This is a genomic window from Halalkalibacter lacteus, assembly GCF_036663595.1.
Lineage (GTDB): Bacteria > Bacillota > Bacilli > Bacillales > Bacillaceae_D > Halalkalibacter > Halalkalibacter lacteus.
This window is the reverse complement of record NZ_JAWRVL010000022.1, coordinates 65,023-80,481: the sequence shown is the minus strand read 5'-3', so window position 1 is coordinate 80,481 and position 15,459 is coordinate 65,023. Positions and strand designations below refer to the sequence as shown.

The window sequence follows — 15,459 nt, the reverse complement described above, 5'->3', positions numbered from 1 at the left end:
ACAACATAGCTCAAGTTATATCACGCTAGCGATATAACAAATGTAATTTTACTAAATTACTAAAAGTTGACGAGATAACATGCATCTCTATTTCGCTTGGCTTTTGTTCAGTTTTCAAAGAACTACGTCATCGCTTGTTGGCGACTTTAATATCATAACAATCGAAGTAACAAAAGTCAATAACTTTTCATAACTTTTTTCGCAATCAATTAATCACTCTTAAGCAACGAGATTAACTTTACCATTAGAAATCTTCACCGTCAATAACTTTTTCAAACAAATACTAAATTATTTAAAACGCGACTTAATAGTTCACTCCTACCTGAGTAAAATGTCAGCATTTTTACTATTAACTTATCACTTATCTCATTTTATCTTAGCAGATAGTTAATAAAAAGAGGGTGTCTCAAAAGAGTCTGTCCCCGACTAGGTAGTACTATGTATAGAAGTTGAGCATTGCACAACATTACATACTGTACCCTAGGGGTCAGACTCTTTGGTTTTGAGTCACCCTCTTTTGTTTTTTACCTTATTCAGACAAGAAAACAAAGTAAGCAAGGAAAACAAAGAATAGAACGTACATAATTGGATGAACCTCTTTGCCTTTACCTTTCGCTAACATCGTTACTGGATATAAAATAAAGCCCATCGCAATTCCAGTTGCAATACTATATGTTAACGGCATGGCAATAATCGTCATGAAAGCTGGAACAGCTATCTCGAACCTCTTCCAGTCAATCAACCCTAGTGAAGAAGCCATCAATATCCCAACAATAATCAACGCTGGTGCCGTTACTTGTGCTGTCACCACTGCCAACAAAGGCGAGAAAAACAATGCAAGTAAGAAGAAGAAAGCTGTTACAACAGATGTAAATCCTGTTCGTCCTCCTGCCGCCACACCAGAAGCCGACTCAATGTAAGCCGTTGTTGTTGACGTTCCGAGTATTGCACCAATTGATGTTGCACTAGAATCGGCAAGTAACGCTTTACCAGCACGAGGAAGCTTATTATCTTTTACAAAACCCGCTTGATTCGCAACAGCGTAAAGCGTTCCTGCTGTATCAAAGAAATCAACGAATAAGAAAGTTAAAATAACTACAAGTAACTGCCATGTAAATACCGTAGACCAATCAAGTGCAAATGCCTGACCAAACGTCGGAGCCAAACTTGGAATTGATCCTACAAATGCAGTTGGGGGATCAATTACACCCGTTACTACCCCTGCTACTGCCGTTAGAACCATACCATAGAAGATTCCGCCTTTAATCCCACGCACCATAAAAATAACAGTTGCGACAATCCCAAACACAGCAAGAAGTGTAGGACCTGAAAGCATATCACCAAGCGTTACCGCAGTTGCTTCATAAGGAACAACAATGCCCGCCCCTTTTAAACCGATAAACGCAATGAACAAACCAATACCAGCGGCCGCTGCATATTTTAACTCTGCAGGAATCGCATTTATAATGACTTCACGAATTTTGAAAACCGTGATAAGAATAAAGATAATACCTGAAATAAATACCCCAAATAAGGCGACTTGCCAATCAATTCCCATTCCAAGGACAACAGAATAAGCAAAGAAAGCATTTAATCCCATTCCCGGCGCTAACGCAATTGGGTAATTAGCTAACAGTCCCATAATCAACGTTCCGATCGCAGCAGCTAGAGCGGTTGCTGTAAAAACAGCACCCATGTCCATTCCTGCATCCGCTAAAATCATCGGATTCACAAACAAGATGTAAGCCATCGATAAGAATGTTGTCAACCCAGCTACAGATTCCCTTCTATAACTCGTTCCATACTCTTTAATACCAAAATATCGATCCATGATCTTTCCCCCAAATTTTTCGACTTACTCGTAATATAAACAAAAAAAGACTTCCAATACATCACACTTGGAAGCTTAACTCACAAAAAATCGTACGGACCGATCCTATAAACAAAGGAGCTGGTTGATTTTTCGTAGTCAAGCTATTTACGGAAGCTTGGTAGAGACTTGCAGGCCATATCCCCGCAATTATACGATTCACAAAAGAAACTGTAACAATCAACCTACTCTTCGCCAATAAAAATCCGAACGTTTTTGAATTTAATCACTCAATTACTCGCTTTTATTATTCCCACTCAATCGTCGCTGGTGGTTTCGATGTTACATCATACACGACACGGTTTACATGCTTGACTTCATTGACAATTCTCGTCGAAATGATCTCAAGAACATCCCAAGGAATCCGAGCCCAATCCGAAGTCATTCCGTCAATTGACGTAACTGCACGGATCCCTACCGTATAATCATACGTACGAGCATCTCCCATAACCCCTACACTTCTCATATTTGGAAGCGCAGTGAAGTATTGCCAAATTTCACGATCAAGACCAGCCTTTTTTATTTCTTCGCGAAGAATCGCATCTGATTCACGAACAATTTCGATTTTTTCATCTGTAATCTCTCCAAGTACACGAATCCCAAGACCTGGACCAGGGAAAGGTTGACGCCACACAATTTCATCTGCAATGCCAAGTTCTGTTCCGAGTTTACGAACTTCATCTTTAAATAACGTATTTAGCGGCTCAATTAATTCAAAGCGCATATCCTCAGGAAGACCACCAACATTATGGTGCGATTTAATCGTTTGAGCTGTATCCGTACCACTTTCAATAATATCTGTATAAAGGGTTCCTTGTGCAAGGAAATCCATATCCTTTAAATTTCCAGCTTCTTCATCAAATACGTAAATAAACTCATTTCCGATTATCTTACGTTTTTGTTCAGGATCAGAAACACCTTGCAACTTGCCAAGGAAACGGTCCTGCGCATCGATTTTAATGACCTTCATGTTAAAACCTTCGCTAAACGTCTTCATAACGCTTTCCGCCTCGCCCTTACGAAGCAGTCCATGGTCAATAAACATACATGTTAATTGGTCACCAATCGCTTTGTGGATTAACACCGCTACAACAGATGAATCAACGCCACCACTTAATGCACAAAGAACTTGTTTATCCCCTACTTGCTCTCGGATTTTCTCAATTTCGACTTCTACGAAGTTCTCCATTGACCAATCACCTTTACAACCACAAACTTCAAAAGCAAAGTTTTTTAGCATTTCATTCCCGAATTCTGAATGGCGAACTTCAGGGTGGAATTGAACACCATAGAAATTGCGCGCCTCATTACTCATTGCCGCTACAGGAGTAGAAGGATTATAAGCATCGACAACAAATCCCTCTGGCGGTGCAACGATTAAGTCACCATGACTCATCCAAGTAGATTGTTCAATCGGTAAGCCTTTAAAGATTTTTGATTGGTTTTCAACCTTGATCGTTGCCTTTCCATATTCCCTATGATCCGTAGCATCAACTTTCCCACCAAAATGTTGTGTCATTAACTGCATCCCGTAACAAATTCCTAAGACCGGAATTCCAAGATCAAAGATAGCCGGGTCGCACTTTGGCGCTCCTTCTACATAGGCACTATTTGGACCACCAGAAAAAATAATGCCCGTAGGGTTCATCGCCTTGATTTCTTCTGCTGTTAACTTATTAGAGTGCAACTCACTATACACTCCTAAGTCACGAATACGTCTTGCAATTAATTGGTTGTATTGTCCACCAAAATCAAGTACTACAATCATTTCTTGGTTTAATTCAGTCATGCTTTCCCACCCTTTGTATGATTTCATTCGTACATCCTCACGTAATAAAAAAACTAGAACTCACCTACTTGTCCCATCAAAACATGCGACAAAGAAGGCAGAATTCCAGTTATTCCATCACTCTGCCTTCATAGTCAGATTGTTTACGGTAATCCGCTAGAAACTCTTAGGCCATATTCCTAAGGATATACGAAGGTTATTTCTTTATACACTTTTTAAATACTGATTCATTTTATCAGTGCGCTATAACCCGGTCAAGAATCGATTTTTTGAACAAGCGCAACCCAATTTGACTTTTGCTCCGTCCAACTAGTTCCAATGGACTGACCTCCATATGTGATCCGTTCGTATGCAATTGTTAAACTTATCATTTCTGGTGCATCAAATTCCTTATCAATCCTCGCGGCATATTCCCTGAGCGTTTCACCACTTTTACGTTCAAAACCAACATACTTGAGCAGCCACAGCAGTCGGCCGTACGCCAGCAGAAATGCTTCTTCATCTTCTCTACGACTAAATGTTCGTAATGTGTGATAATGAACAATTCGTTTGTTTTTCATAAGAGCAAACAGTAACGCGGCAATCAGCAGTCCCGCTAAAATCCATGGTCCACCAGGAAAAGCCCAGTTATTTGACGCCATACCAGAAAACGACTCATCATCTTCTTTCTCCTCTAAATCAGCAAACACATCTTCAACTTCAGGTCCCGCTTCTTCTTCCTCTAATTCAGTTTCTTCGTCCAGATTCTCTACTTCAACTTCAGACTCAACAAATTCATACGTATGGTCGAATCCACGTGTTGGTTCAAAAGGAACCCAGCCCACTTCTGGAAAATAGACTTCGACCCAAGAGTGAGCATTCCCGTTTGTCACTTTATATACATCTCTTGATTCATCAAGCGCCTCAACTACCTCACCTTGAGTAAAACCTTTTGCCCATCTAGCAGGAATGTCTACCGCCCTTAGCAAAACGATCATGGAAGTGGAAAAATTATCGCAGTAGCCTCGCCTAGTTTCAAATAAAAATTGATCGACATAGTCTTGCCCCTCACTAGGTATCGGTACATCTTGTGTCTCATATTGAAAATTTGAACGACTAAAATAGGACTCGACTGCTTTTGCACGATCATAGCGATTTTCTTCACCACTTGTAATCTCAGCAGCTAACTCCCTCACTCGCTCAGGAAGATCTTCCGGCAATTGAGTATAAAACTCGTGAATATATTGTGGATCTTGTTCATTTGATGCACGAAGACCTTCAACTTGAAAGCTAGGAAATAAATACGTATATTGATAGTTTTTAAGTTTCATTGGATCTGACCCCTGGTACGTACTAGCCTTTGCCGTATATGCATCTTGAAATAAGTCTACATTCATAATTTGATTGGTCAGTAAAAGTTCTCCTGGATAAAGAAGGTGATCAATTAGCGCAGAAGAATCTTCAACAAAAGCAATTTCTGCTTCTAAACTTTCAAATTCAGCTACACCAGCTCCCTGATCTGCATACAAGAACTCTTTTCTTTCTGTTGGGGTTGTTGTATCCCAGCCGCTCCCTGTATAAAAGTTCTTTGTTTCACCACGCCAATAATGTTCGTGTGTGGATGCCGCGTAAAAAACAGGCGTATTATCATCAATAAATCCGCCACCTAACCGCTCGTCATTATCTCCATATCCAATCCGTTGCACTCCTTCCCCTGAACCACCTCCATTTAATCCAACTGCTGCACGAGCAAACGGTACTGGATCTTGCCATTGCGGATCGAATTTAGGTGATATAAGCCCAAATAAACTCCCCACTCCAATCATCATTACAAGAAGAGTAGCAACGCGAACAGGCAAATACTTTGGTGCTCGGTACACAGGTTGTTGCTCAATCATTCGATACACTGTAACCAAACCAAGTAAAAGAAAGCCTATGGCAAACGTTCGAATAATTGCAAACGTTGCATCGTATATCGTAAACGTATCAATAACAGTTACATAAATAATAGTGAAAATAAGAAAAAAGAGGATTCTACGCGCATGCACCGTCCAATAGAATAATAGATAGCTCATAATAGCTAACAATATAAAAAATAAGAAACTCCTAAACGTATCTGTTAGCGCATACCAACCACCATTAATCATCAATCCTATGTTTTCTCTTATATCTAGGTAAAGCATGAACAACCATTCTAGTGAGAAAAATCGACCTTCAAAGAACACCAAATAAAGACCATAGCAAATAACCAATGACTTGATTCCCATAGATAGTACGACAGGTAATTGTAAAAAAGTAATAAAGAAAAACACAGCTGTTATTAGAACAAACACATGAATGTAACCAGTATCCGTAACATGCGGGAGTGGTAAGAGCCATTCCATTAGTAGTAAGAAGCTAAGTCCATAAAGGAGAAAATCTCTCCCGTGTCCTATTTGCTTTTCCATTCGCACGACTCAACCATCCCCCTTTCTATTTCATTCATTTTCAATAAAGACCGTAATGCCTAGCTTTTCTAATTCTTTTACAATATTGCGATCGTTTTGGGAAACAGCAACGACACAGATCGTAACATTGGCACCTTGTTTTAAGAGCATTTGACTAATCTTAAGTAATGGCTGATTTAATACTGTACAAACATAATAAATATACATTCCGCGCCACTCTTGATACATTTTATGAACAATAGGAGAGGCCTTTGGATTCGGGGTAACTCTCGCCAATAATTTAAGGCCTGATGAGACCTGTCGTTGAGTAACTTCCAAAGACATCCAATCATAAAAGCGCACTGCAAGCACTGGTGAGGCTTGCTTTTTTGCAAACATCACGAGCAAAGAAGCAGCAAGCTCTAAAGAATGTTCAAAATAGGATTCTTCTACTAGCAAGGAAAAGGGATCAAACGCTACTAGTACTCCTTCACCTTGATACGATTCAAATTCTTTTGTCATCAGATTGGCTGACCTAGCAGATTGCTTCCAGTCGATTGAGGTGAGTCTATCACCAGGTACATATTGACGGACTCCTGCAACTGAGCGACCTTCTTCAAAAGATCGCCTAACCCTTTGACCTTCTAATTGTTTAGGACTTCCATCAGCAGACATCTCATTTATATTGTGAAAGTGAGGATAAACGAGTACAGTCGTTTCGCACGGAAACGATGTCGCCTTTTCAAATAAGCCAAAAAGATCGCCAAAGACAAGGGATAATTGATCAAATGCATAGGCCCCTCTCTTAACATCAGTCACAGAATAGGAAAAAACAAGTCGCTTTTGAAAAGAAAAGAAGAAAAGCGAACCTGCTTCATGGTAAGTCCCCAATTTAGTAGGAACCATATCTTGAATCCGAACAAAGAAAAACGGTTGCAATGCTCTCTTATGAATCGTCACCGTCACATCTACTTCGTCACCAGCTTGAAGGATTTCTTTACTTAGCTTCCGTTCCACTTTTCTAATTGAAAAAGGATAAATTGCGACCAAAATCGTACAAATGATCACGGTTAAGACACTGTAAAAAAGAAACCAGCTAACAAATCCTCCTTGAAACATGGCATAAGAAAAGGTTGCTGCTACAAAAACAAGTAGCAACATATATTTAAAAAACGAACGGAATTTACCAGTTATGTTCACGAGCGCGTCAACCTCTTTTAGTAATCGGAACTCGAACATGTTCAAGGATAGAATAAATCACTTCCTCAGGTGTTCGATTCGTCATCTTTGTCTCAGCGGTTAACATGATCCGGTGCGCTAAAACATATCGCGCTAAGTATTTCACATCATCAGGAAGGACATACTCTCTTCCTTGTAAGAGCGCATAGGCCTGAGATGTTTTCATTAAGGCAATCGTTCCGCGTGGACTTACACCAAGTTCCACAGAACGATGTTTCCGCGTCTCATGTACAAGATCGATCATGTACTTTTTCACATCGTCACTTACTAACACGTTCATAACTTCCGTCTGTATAGCGATTACTTCCTCCGTTGTCATAACTGCTTCTATTTCTTCAAGAAGAGACTTATGTTGAAGTCGATTTAAGATATCAAGCTCCTCTATAGCAGTTGGGTACCCGACATTCAATTTAAGAAGAAAACGATCGAGCTGCGCTTCTGGTAAAGGAAACGTCCCCGCATATTCAATTGGGTTCTGTGTGGCCATCACAAAAAATGGCTTCTCAAGCTGCATCGTCTCTCCATCTACGGTTACACTACCTTCTTCTAATGACTCTAACAGAGCAGATTGTGTCTTTGGTGATGTACGATTTATTTCATCAGCAAGTACGATATTCGCCATAATAGGTCCTTTACGAAACTCAAATTGCTGTGTATGTTGATTATATATAGATACCCCCGTCACATCTGACGGTAAGAGATCAGGTGTAAATTGAATTCGTTTAAACTCCGCTCCAAGTGTACGTGCAATGACTTTGACCATCATCGTCTTTCCAACACCCGGTACGTCTTCAAGTAGAATATGTCCTCCAGCAAAGAGTGCAACAAGGCTTAATTCAACCTCTTTTCTCTTCCCTACAACGACACGTTCGATTGAGTTGATTACTTTCTCTACACGATCCACCACTGCTACCATGCAACTGCCTCCAATCTAAATAAACGACTAATATCCATCATACCATTTCGTCTACTAAAAGACGTTACAATTGCATTACCAATTTTTTGAGAATCATCACGTGACCATCCCTTCAAAATTCTATCTATACTAGTTAAACATAAAAATATGTTGACACGTTTTTTAATATATTCTCACGATATTACACTCTTCAAAGAGGTATACTACACGAGATAGGAGGAGTTCCATGTATCGATTATATTCTCATAATGACTTAGATGGTGTTGGATGTGGCATTCTTGCTCGGTTAGCTTTCGGGAATGATGCCTATATAAGGTATAACTCTGTGCAAGGGTTGGATTTTCAAATAGAACGTTTTTTAGAAGGAGACCGTCTTGACGATGTTTTGTTTATTACGGACCTTTCTGTGAACAAAGAAAATGAGCAACGGTTAGAAAAACACAAAGAAAAGGGAGGGAAAATTGCTCTTCTTGATCATCATAAAACGGCTCTTCATTTCAATGAGTACGACTGGGCCGAAGTGACCGTCGAATATAACGATGGTCGTTTAGCCGCAGCGACCTCTCTCTACTACGAATATTTAGTGAAACAGAACTACCTTAAACGATCAAGTTCAGTCGACCAATTTGTTGACCTTATCCGCCAGTGGGACACTTGGGAATGGGAGAAAAATGAAACACTCGATGCAAAGCGATTAAACGATCTCTTTTTTATGATTTCCATTGATGAATTTGAAGAAAGAATGGTAAAGCGTCTACAGGAAAGTGATTCTTTCTCATTTGATGAATTTGAAATAAAGATTTTAGATATGGAAGAAACAAAAATTGAGCGATATATACGGAGAAAACGAAAAGAGCTTGTGCAAACGTTTATCGACGACTACTGCGTCGGGATTGTCCATGCTGAATCCTACCATTCAGAGCTCGGAAACGAACTCGGCAAAGATAGCCCGCACCTTGATTATATTTCGATCTTAAACGTGGGTGGTAAAAAAATAAGCTTTAGAACCATCCATGAGACAATCGATGTATCTGCAGTTGCCAATCAGTTCGGAGGTGGAGGCCATGCTAAAGCAGCCGGCTGCTCTATGAATGAACAAGCTTATAAGCTTTATATCGAAAAACCATTCACCATCGAATCTCTCCGAGTAGATGCCTTTAAAAATCAACACAACTTAAAAGGAAATCAAACCGGTTCATTGTATGCTGATATCAAAGAAAATCATTTTTTTATCTTTCGCTCTAGTGACGATAATTGGATACTAGAACAAAACGATTCAGATCAAAAGGTCTTTTCTACTTTTGAAGAAGCCGAACGGCACATAAAACGGAACTACTCTGCTTGGCTTGTACGAGATGATGAATATTTACGTTTTTCAGCTGAACAAACTATCCACTCTAAGCCTTCAAAAGAATGAAGACGCACTGGAACATCCTGTGCGTCTTCATTCTATTCTGAGCATTGCTTCATCAAATTCTGGCACTAACCCTTCTTTCGCAGCTCTTTTAAGCAAAGCACTTACCGCCGCAACTCCATCATCACCTAAGTTTTCTGTAAATTCGTTTACATACAAATTGATATGAGACTGCGCTACTTCAAGTGATAGTTCCTGAGCATGCTGCATAATATAGTCGCGGGACACTTTTGGATTTGCCCACGCGTACTCTACTGAGGCTCTCGTCCAATTCGTAATTGCTTTAATATCGAGCGACCGATGGGCAATGATAGCACCTAATGGTATCGGTAAACCTGTATCGGATTCCCACCAATCTCCAAGATCTGTCATCATATTTAGACCGTATGACTGATATGTAAACCGAGCTTCATGAATAACTAGACCAGCATCAATTTCTCCTTTATGAACTGCTGGCATAATTTCATGAAATGGAATCACCACAATTTCACCTACACCACCTGGTACGTTTTGCGCTTCCCATAACCGAAAGAGCAAATAAGCTGTTGAGCGCTCACTAGGTACTGCTACTTTCTTTCCTGTTATGAAAGAAGGGGCATTCGTCCTCTCCTTCGTTAAGACAAGTGGTCCGCACCCTCTTCCAAGCGCTCCTCCACACGGAATTAACGCATAGTCAGGTAACACCCATGGCAAAGCAGCGTAAGAGATTTTTTGGATTTCTGGTCCGTTGCCACTAGCCGCCCAATGATTGGTCTTGTCGATATCGGCATACGTTACATCAAGTTTAGGAGCACCAGGAATCAATCCATGTACCCAAGCATGAAAAACAAACGTATCATTTGGACATGGAGAAAAAGCTATTTTCATTTGAACACCTCCGGTAATATTGCACTTGCACGCTCTAATGTTGCCAGTGCCTCTTTGATTCGCCAAGACTCGCGATCACGCGGGCCAACTTCATTTGAGATTGATCGTACCTCTACAACAGGAATCCCCTGTTGTTTCGCTGCTTCAGCTACTCCAAACCCTTCCATTCCTTCTGAGACCGCGTGAGGAAAACGTGCTTGTAACTCAGCTGCTGTTTGCGCTGTTCCTGTTACCGTGGAAAGAGTTAACGTAGCTCCTACATGAACCGATAGACCTGCTTTCTTTCCTTCATTAACTATTTGAGTAACTAAGTTGTCATCAACCTGAACACTTGATGAACCTAAGTTCAACTCTTCTAAGCTAAGAAAGCCTTCTTGTGACTCCGCTCCTAAATCAGCAGCGATCACCTCACTCGATACTACGAGTGATCCAACTTCTGTCTTCCCAACAAATCCACCCGCAATCCCCGCATTTATAACTAAATCATACGAAGTTATAGCAAGTGCTTTCGCGGTAGATACAGCAGCTGCTACCTGTCCTACTCCTGCTACAAGGACGTCAAAGTAAGTTGCCTCACCAAGACCACGCAAAACTGCCTCTTTTTCAGCAGGCACAGACGTCACGATTAGCACCCGAATCTTTGACTTATTAAAGTAATTTTTTTGATCGTATGTCATTAGTGTCAACACTCCTGTATTGATTATCAAATGTTCTTACTTGATTTAGTGTAATCTAATTCTTGTGTCCTTGGCTAGGTTTGACATCCAGCATTGCAGAACAGACGAGATGAATTGTATATTACAACTGCTAAAATCTGAATGACTAAAAGTGAATTAGAGCGTTACCCAGGGTCTGAACATTTATGTAAAATAAAAACTATCTATAAAGGCATACCAGCACCTTCATTTAGCAATAATTTTGTGTTATAAATTATTTTTCTTTAATGAGAAGGAAGGGAAGCTATAAGCAGCTCCCCCTCTCCCTCCTTCTATCTATCTGTTAAGCAATAACCCCGATTAACATCGCACAAACAATAAGAACCACGCTAAATCCCCATACCCAGAAAAACGAATAGCGAATGTGTTTTCCCATCTCAAGGCCAGCTAAGCCAAGCGCTAACCAAAGCGCTGGTGAAAACGGACTAATAAATGTTCCAATAATATTCCCAATCACCATTGCATAAGCAGCAGACGCAGCTTCCACTCCATATCCACTAACAATTTGCTCTACAACAGGTAGTAATGCAAAATAATAAGCATCAGTACTTAAAACAAGTTCAAACGGTACGCCTAGAAAACCAATAACCAGATGCAAATACGGGACAACAAACGCAGGTAAAAACGTAACAAGATCTGTAGCTAATGATTGCAGCATCCCTGTTCCATCTAATATTCCTAGAAAAGACCCTGCAGCTAAAATAATCGCTGCCATTAAGAGCGCGTTAGGAGCATGAGCCTTGATTCTCTCCATTTGATCGTTGACTTTTGGATAATTAATAACTAAAGCCATACTTAAACTAATCATAAAGACAAAACCAGCAGGGATGATGCCCCATACTAACATCGTGATCACACTTAATGTTAGCAATAGGTTCACCCAAAGTAGTTTGGGACGAGCTAAAGATTCATCTTTTTCATATTTAGTATTCTCTTCTGTCACTTCAAGAGTAGCAGCAACTTCTAGCTGCGTCTGATCGGCTTCTGAAAGCTTCGAAATGCGGCGTTTTTCTCTTAGTCCTAAAACAACGGCCAATCCAATTAATAAAACCATAGCAATGATTTGTAATGGGATAAGAGGTCTCCACAATTCTGTTGGATCAGCTCCAATTACAGCAGCTGTTCGCCCAATTGGCCCGCCCCACGGAACCATATTAATAATACTTGCACTTAAACCGACTAATAAGAGAAGCAAATAAGGACTCATCTTTAATCGCTTGTATAAAGGCAGAAGTGCTGGAATCGTAATAAGAAACGTGGAAGCTCCTGATCCATCTAGGTGCGCAATCGCTGCAATAATCACCGTTCCAACCGTGATTGCGATCACATCTCCTCTAGAAAGGGCAATCATTTTATTAATGATTGGGTCAAACAACCCGGCATCCTGCATAACTCCGAAGAAGAGAATTGCGAATATGAACATAATGACTACACTCATGACTCTGTCAATTCCTTCACCAAACAAGACGCCAATCTCCGCAAATCCGAATCCTGCTAGTAGTGCACCTATGACCGGAACAAGCACTAAGCCTATGATTGGTGTAATCCTCCCACTTAGAAGCAATAAAACTATGATAAGTATCGTAGCAAATCCAATGATGCTAAGCATACCCTTCTCCCCTTTCCCTTAATTAAACGTTTATTTGAAAAGAGGGATTAATGAAAGCGGATACAAATATAATTATAAACCGCCTTCATTTCTAGGTGAATAATCTCTCTATTCAAACTTTTCTATACATAGAAATTTATCACGTTTGAATAGAGGGATGAAGTTTATGAACATAAACTAAATATTGATCATTAAGTATGTTTTGTTCATATTGTTCACGACAGAGAGTACCGACGTTCAGGACGACCAACATCGCCATACTTTTGTTCCGCCTTCACTTCCTTCACTGAAACCATATACTCTAAATAACGCCTAGCTGTCGAACGACTCGCCCCAATTTCTTTCCCAACTTGTACTGCCGTTAACCCATTATCTCTGTTCTCCTTCATAATCTGTTTAATTTTATCCAGCGTTATCCGATCTATCCCTTTCGGTAAGTCACCAGTAGACCCCTCATCTCCCTCCAAAGTTTTAGTTCCCGTAAGCCGGTCAATTTCTTCTTGTTCCATCTCATCTCTAGAAGCGAGCATACTTTTTTGATGCCGATACCTTTCTAACGTTTGTTGAAACCTAGAAAATTCTACCGGTTTGACAATGTAATCAAAGATGCCTCCTTGTAACGTCTCTTCGATGGTCGAAACTTCTTTTGCAGCTGTCATCATGATTAGATCAATCTGATAGTAGTCCTTACGAAGTTTCCAAAATAGCTCCAAACCATCAACATCAGGTATGTAAACATCGAGTAGAATTAGATGCGGAAGTAGATTTCCACTTTTGAAAAATTGCTTTGTTTCCTCCCCTGTTTTCACAACCCCAACGACTGCAAAACCATCAATTTTCTCAACAAATTGTTTCGTGATGTCGGCGACCCGAAAATCATCTTCTACAATTAACACTTGAAACACTTCACTCATTTAGCTCCCCCCTCTTCACATTTTTTTCGGTATTGTTACAACGAAACAAGCACCACCTAACTCGCCTTCTTCTAAGAAAATACTTCCTTCTATTTCTGTTAGAACTTGTTTTGTTAAGGCTAATCCAATCCCACGATGTGAACCTTCTTTCGTCGAAAAACCTTGATGAAATATGTTTGCCACAATTTCGTCAGGGACACCTGTACCTGAATCTTCAATTTCAAACACCAGATCTTCTCCAATATCGGTAAAAAATATTGACACTTTGCGTTCATCATTCGCCATTTCTTTCACTGCATCAATGGCATTTTGAATTAAATTCCCTAAAACTGTAACTAGAGCATCACGCTTTCTATCAGATAAACGATACGTCAGTTTGCTATCTGGATGAATAGACATCTTAACTCTTTGTTCGTTCGCTTGGTTCAGCTTCCCTAACAGAATTGCATTAACCATTGGGTCAGGGACTTTTTCTACTAAGAAGCGGATCCATTTTTGCTGAATATTGCTTTCTCTCCGAATAAAATCAACCGCTTCGTCCTTCTTATCCAATTGGATTAATCCTAAAATCGTATACATTTTATTTGAGAATTCATGTGTTTGTGCTCTCAGTGCTTCGGCATACTGCTTAGCTCGAGTCAGTTCCTTTGTTAATTTCTCAATTTCTGTTTTATTTCGGAATGTTGAAACCGCTCCAATTAACGTATCATCATAATAAATCGGAACACGATTCACAAGGACAATGTGATTGCCAAGTAGCATCTCCTTATTATATTGACTCTCTCCATGTTCAAGGACTTCATGCAATCTGGAATTTGGTAGCACATCTAAAATGTGCTTACCAATAAATTGATCTGTTTCTGTACCTTCCTTAGAAAGCAAGTGCTGTGCTGCAACATTGATCAACGTAATGACACCTTTGTTATTTACCGCAATAATTCCTTCATGAGTGGACTGTAAAATTGTTTCTTTTTGCAAGAGCAAGTGTGAAATTTCCTCAGGTTCAAGCCCGAAAAGAACATTCTTTATATAATGAGCAATAAAAATAGCCCCTACAATTCCAATCACTACGATTGATATCAACACATACCAAAGTTCTTTACTATAATTCTTTATAATGCTTTGGACATCATCCATTAAAAAGCCGACTGATACGACACCAACAATCTCTCCTTCAGACGATCTAACTGGTGCCTTTCCACGAATAGATTGTCCAAGTGAACCGATTGCTTTTGACACGTAAGATTCACCATGAACCAAAGCACGATCATTATCTTCACCAACCATTTTCTTTCCTATCTGGTCAGGAAATGGATGAGCGTAACGAATTTCGTTTGTATTCCCTACAACAATGAATTCAGCACCAGTCGCTTCTTTAATAGGTGTAACAAGTGGCTGAATTACCGATGCTGGATCTTCCTGTGCAAAGGCCTCTTTTAATTCCGGAACATGAGCAACACTTTCAGCCACACTTAGCGCCCTCTCGCCTAACTGAGTTTCTAATGTCTCTGAAAAAAAGAAATGGAGAAAAGCACCCATAATTGTAAACATACCAATAATTAATAACCCAATTAGCAAAGTCATCTTTACTGTTAAGTTAAGTTTTATCGATGGTTTAATAAGATGTTTTTTTATGTCACCTTTTCGAATCGAAATCATGGTATAAACCCCTTTATGTATACGACCACTTTTACTTTAGCACAGAGTAGGGCATCGTTCA

At 39.9% G+C, this 15,459-nt stretch carries 11 protein-coding genes and 2 riboswitches; of the genes, 1 reads left to right on the top strand and 10 read right to left on the bottom strand.

What is annotated here, in order from left to right; translation table 11 throughout:
- Nucleotides 1-529: 529 nt before the first annotated feature.
- The 5 genes from SAZ04_RS15725 to SAZ04_RS15705 form a co-directional block, all read right to left on the bottom strand.
- Nucleotides 530-1,831, bottom strand: a complete 1,302-nt coding sequence (locus SAZ04_RS15725) for an NCS2 family permease (RefSeq protein WP_332696913.1) — start codon at nt 1,829-1,831, stop codon at nt 530-532.
- A 115-nt stretch (nt 1,832-1,946) separates the two neighbouring features.
- Nucleotides 1,947-2,048, bottom strand: a riboswitch (purine riboswitch).
- 69 nt (nt 2,049-2,117) lie between these two features.
- Nucleotides 2,118-3,659: a glutamine-hydrolyzing GMP synthase gene (gene guaA / locus SAZ04_RS15720; protein WP_332696932.1), complete on the bottom strand. Its 1,542-nt coding sequence runs from the start codon at nt 3,657-3,659 to the stop codon at nt 2,118-2,120.
- Between the two features lie 111 nt (nt 3,660-3,770).
- Nucleotides 3,771-3,872, bottom strand: a riboswitch (purine riboswitch).
- A 41-nt stretch (nt 3,873-3,913) separates the two neighbouring features.
- Complete coding sequence (locus SAZ04_RS15715) at nt 3,914-6,085, bottom strand: transglutaminase TgpA family protein (protein WP_332696910.1); 2,172 nt, start codon at nt 6,083-6,085, stop codon at nt 3,914-3,916.
- Nucleotides 6,086-6,115: 30 nt separating this feature from the next.
- A complete protein-coding gene (locus SAZ04_RS15710; protein WP_332696907.1) occupies nt 6,116-7,264 on the bottom strand; it encodes a DUF58 domain-containing protein in 1,149 nt (382 codons plus the stop codon).
- Between the two features lie 7 nt (nt 7,265-7,271).
- The gene (locus SAZ04_RS15705; RefSeq protein WP_332696905.1) at nt 7,272-8,219 is read right to left on the bottom strand and encodes an AAA family ATPase; all 948 of its coding nucleotides are present in this window, start codon (nt 8,217-8,219) and stop codon (nt 7,272-7,274) included.
- 226 nt (nt 8,220-8,445) lie between these two features.
- Between SAZ04_RS15705 and SAZ04_RS15700 the strand changes: the two genes are divergently transcribed.
- On the top strand, nt 8,446-9,636 hold the full coding sequence (locus SAZ04_RS15700) for a DHH family phosphoesterase (RefSeq protein ID WP_332696901.1): 1,191 nt from the start codon (nt 8,446-8,448) through the stop codon (nt 9,634-9,636).
- A gap of 27 nt (nt 9,637-9,663) precedes the next feature.
- Here SAZ04_RS15700 and SAZ04_RS15695 read toward each other — a convergent pair whose 3' ends face one another.
- From SAZ04_RS15695 to SAZ04_RS15675, 5 genes are all read right to left on the bottom strand, one after another.
- Entirely contained in the window at nt 9,664-10,500 is an 837-nt protein-coding gene (locus tag SAZ04_RS15695) for a 1,4-dihydroxy-6-naphtoate synthase (protein ID WP_332696898.1), read from the bottom strand.
- Entirely contained in the window at nt 10,497-11,177 is a 681-nt protein-coding gene (locus SAZ04_RS15690) for a futalosine hydrolase (RefSeq protein WP_332696896.1), read from the bottom strand. The genes SAZ04_RS15695 and SAZ04_RS15690 overlap by 4 nt, the downstream gene beginning before the upstream one ends.
- Before the next feature lie 322 nt (nt 11,178-11,499).
- Entirely contained in the window at nt 11,500-12,825 is a 1,326-nt protein-coding gene (locus tag SAZ04_RS15685; protein ID WP_332696894.1) for a CitMHS family transporter, read from the bottom strand.
- 215 nt (nt 12,826-13,040) lie between these two features.
- Nucleotides 13,041-13,739 (bottom strand): response regulator, encoded by a 699-nt coding sequence (locus tag SAZ04_RS15680; protein ID WP_332696892.1) that lies wholly within the window; start codon nt 13,737-13,739, stop codon nt 13,041-13,043.
- Between the two features lie 15 nt (nt 13,740-13,754).
- Nucleotides 13,755-15,398, bottom strand: a complete 1,644-nt coding sequence (locus tag SAZ04_RS15675; protein ID WP_332696889.1) for a sensor histidine kinase — start codon at nt 15,396-15,398, stop codon at nt 13,755-13,757.
- Nucleotides 15,399-15,459: the final 61 nt, after the last annotated feature.

Coding starts and splice junctions, on each gene's coding strand:
- SAZ04_RS15725 (WP_332696913.1), bottom strand. CDS start 1,831: ATGGATCGATATTTTGGTATTAAAGAGTATGGAACGAGTTATAGAAGG.
- guaA (WP_332696932.1), bottom strand. CDS start 3,659: ATGACTGAATTAAACCAAGAAATGATTGTAGTACTTGATTTTGGTGGA.
- SAZ04_RS15715 (WP_332696910.1), bottom strand. CDS start 6,085: ATGGAAAAGCAAATAGGACACGGGAGAGATTTTCTCCTTTATGGACTT.
- SAZ04_RS15705 (WP_332696905.1), bottom strand. CDS start 8,219: ATGGTAGCAGTGGTGGATCGTGTAGAGAAAGTAATCAACTCAATCGAA.
- SAZ04_RS15700 (WP_332696901.1), top strand. CDS start 8,446: ATGTATCGATTATATTCTCATAATGACTTAGATGGTGTTGGATGTGGC.
- SAZ04_RS15695 (WP_332696898.1), bottom strand. CDS start 10,500: ATGAAAATAGCTTTTTCTCCATGTCCAAATGATACGTTTGTTTTTCAT.
- SAZ04_RS15690 (WP_332696896.1), bottom strand. CDS start 11,177: ATGACATACGATCAAAAAAATTACTTTAATAAGTCAAAGATTCGGGTG.
- SAZ04_RS15685 (WP_332696894.1), bottom strand. CDS start 12,825: ATGCTTAGCATCATTGGATTTGCTACGATACTTATCATAGTTTTATTG.
- SAZ04_RS15680 (WP_332696892.1), bottom strand. CDS start 13,739: ATGAGTGAAGTGTTTCAAGTGTTAATTGTAGAAGATGATTTTCGGGTC.
- SAZ04_RS15675 (WP_332696889.1), bottom strand. CDS start 15,398: ATGATTTCGATTCGAAAAGGTGACATAAAAAAACATCTTATTAAACCA.